General features: G+C 62.0%; 1 pseudogene. It reads left to right on the top strand.

Features of this window, described 5'->3' with window-relative positions:
• Window positions 1–239: 239 nt before the first annotated feature.
• Window positions 240–479, top strand: a pseudogene (locus L6963_RS11715) (hypothetical protein); the annotation flags it as partial.

The following is a 479-nucleotide window of genomic DNA, read 5'->3' as shown; positions in this document are numbered from 1 at the left end:
CTGAAATGAAGTCCGGTGCCATCCCACGAGAGCATCAGTGGCACTCCACAGCCGAGCGCTCGCTGTGAGGGTCATAAACCCGAAAGAGTGCACAGGGCGCTCCCCCAAGGCCAACAGGTCAGCAGTGGTCGGCTTCTGGGACTACATAGGTGCGAGGCTAGGCGGCGCTCCCACCAGGTGGGCCAGACGTCCAGCGTACGGACTCGTTTCCGACCATTCGACGCCTCTATGCTGGCGCTATGTACCCCTTTGATCCGTCCTCTCCAGTCAGCGCTGACTTCCGCGACTCCGTGAGCGCAAGGATCCTCTCCTTCCTCGACGACGAAAAGCGGGTCATTGACGCGATCGGCGCCGAGCTGTCCCCCGTTCTCGACGCCGCTCGTGATTACACCGCAGGCGGCAAACGATTGCGCCCGGCCTTCTGCTATTGGGGTCATGCAGCTGCGGCGGACCAACCCATTGAACCCACTGGCCTGTTA

Source organism: Rothia nasimurium, assembly GCF_928392795.1.
GTDB lineage: Bacteria > Actinomycetota > Actinomycetes > Actinomycetales > Micrococcaceae > Rothia > Rothia nasimurium_F.
The sequence above is the reverse complement of the archived record's forward strand: the minus strand, read 5'-3'. Positions and strand labels throughout refer to the sequence as shown.